Below are 1,063 nucleotides of genomic sequence, written 5' to 3' on the forward strand. Positions count from 1 at the left end.
GCCCGTGATCGAGTACGGGTAGATCCGCACCTCATCGATCCACTGCGGAGAATCGCTGGCCGCGGCGGCATAGACGTAACGCAGAATGAACGCCTTCAGAGTCCCCGTGACGGTCCAGACCCCATTGATCTTCCTGCGCACCGCAAAGGCCACGTCAGTGTTTTCGCAACGCACAAACCGGTCCTTGTAAGGCCCGCCATTGATAGGAAGCCTGTCGCAAGCTGCTCGCGCTGAGCTTGATTGCAATGTTGCGTCGGGAGTGTACTTATCTGTCCCTTGGCCTGAGTTCATGCACAGCGAGTAGGAACCTTCGGTCGCGCTCTGATCGTTCACACACCTAGTTCCTCGCGGGATTACAGGCGCGTCGCCATCTGCTTTACCCGACAGCAGGACGACACCGGCCTTCACCGCTTCGTCTTGGGGAAAGCCAGGGTCGGCTCGAAGTGCTGCAACTTCCTGCTGCTCCTCAGAGGTTGGGTTCAAGCCGCTCGAGGGGTCGGTGTCATCTGCACGCGCCGTGCCAGCGCTGAGCGTGATGGACATCAGGACGGCAAGGAGCGCGGCCATGATGATGAAGACCCGACCGGGGGTACTGGAGGGTGTCAGTCGGTATGCGGGGGCAGACGCGCTTCGCCCTGGGGGCTGGGTCGGGCGTCGCCGAGCGGACTCGGGCATATGTCTCCTTGCGAGGCATGGACTGGTGCGGAGTACGAAGCGGATGAGGAGCCGCCCGCGGCAGCCTCCCTTCCGTCTGGCGGCCTCTCGAAGTTGATCTTGATGACTGTCGGAAGCAGTGTTGACCGAACCAGTGCCGCAGCTGAGGACTCTCGATGCCAACGAGGAGAACTTGCCGACCTGACCCAAAACACCCCAAAGGGGCGCGGGGTGTGCCAACATGTGCGCCGCTGCATCGGTACCCGGGGGGGATCATGATCACAGAGCGTGAGAAGGCCGTGCTCAGACTGGTCGCGAATGGCCTGACCAACCATCAAATCGGGGTTCGGTTGCACTATTCCGACGGTGCGATAAGTCGATGCCTCTCGGAGCTCATGCACCGTTGGAG

At 61.4% G+C, this 1,063-nt stretch carries 2 protein-coding genes; one reads left to right on the forward strand and one right to left on the reverse strand.

Annotation, left to right across the window (positions count from 1 at the left end; genetic code table 11):
- Positions 1-567, reverse strand: a 567-nt coding sequence (locus AB0637_RS24990; protein ID WP_366175490.1) for a hypothetical protein, incomplete at its 3' end; no start/stop codon positions are given.
- 362 nt (positions 568-929) lie between these two features.
- Between AB0637_RS24990 and AB0637_RS24995 the strand changes: the two genes are divergently transcribed.
- On the forward strand, positions 930-1,063 hold a 134-nt coding region (locus tag AB0637_RS24995; RefSeq protein ID WP_366175492.1), incomplete at its 3' end, for a LuxR C-terminal-related transcriptional regulator.

This window comes from Kineococcus sp. NPDC059986 (genome assembly GCF_040702905.1).
Taxonomy (GTDB): Bacteria; Actinomycetota; Actinomycetes; order Actinomycetales; family Kineococcaceae; genus Kineococcus.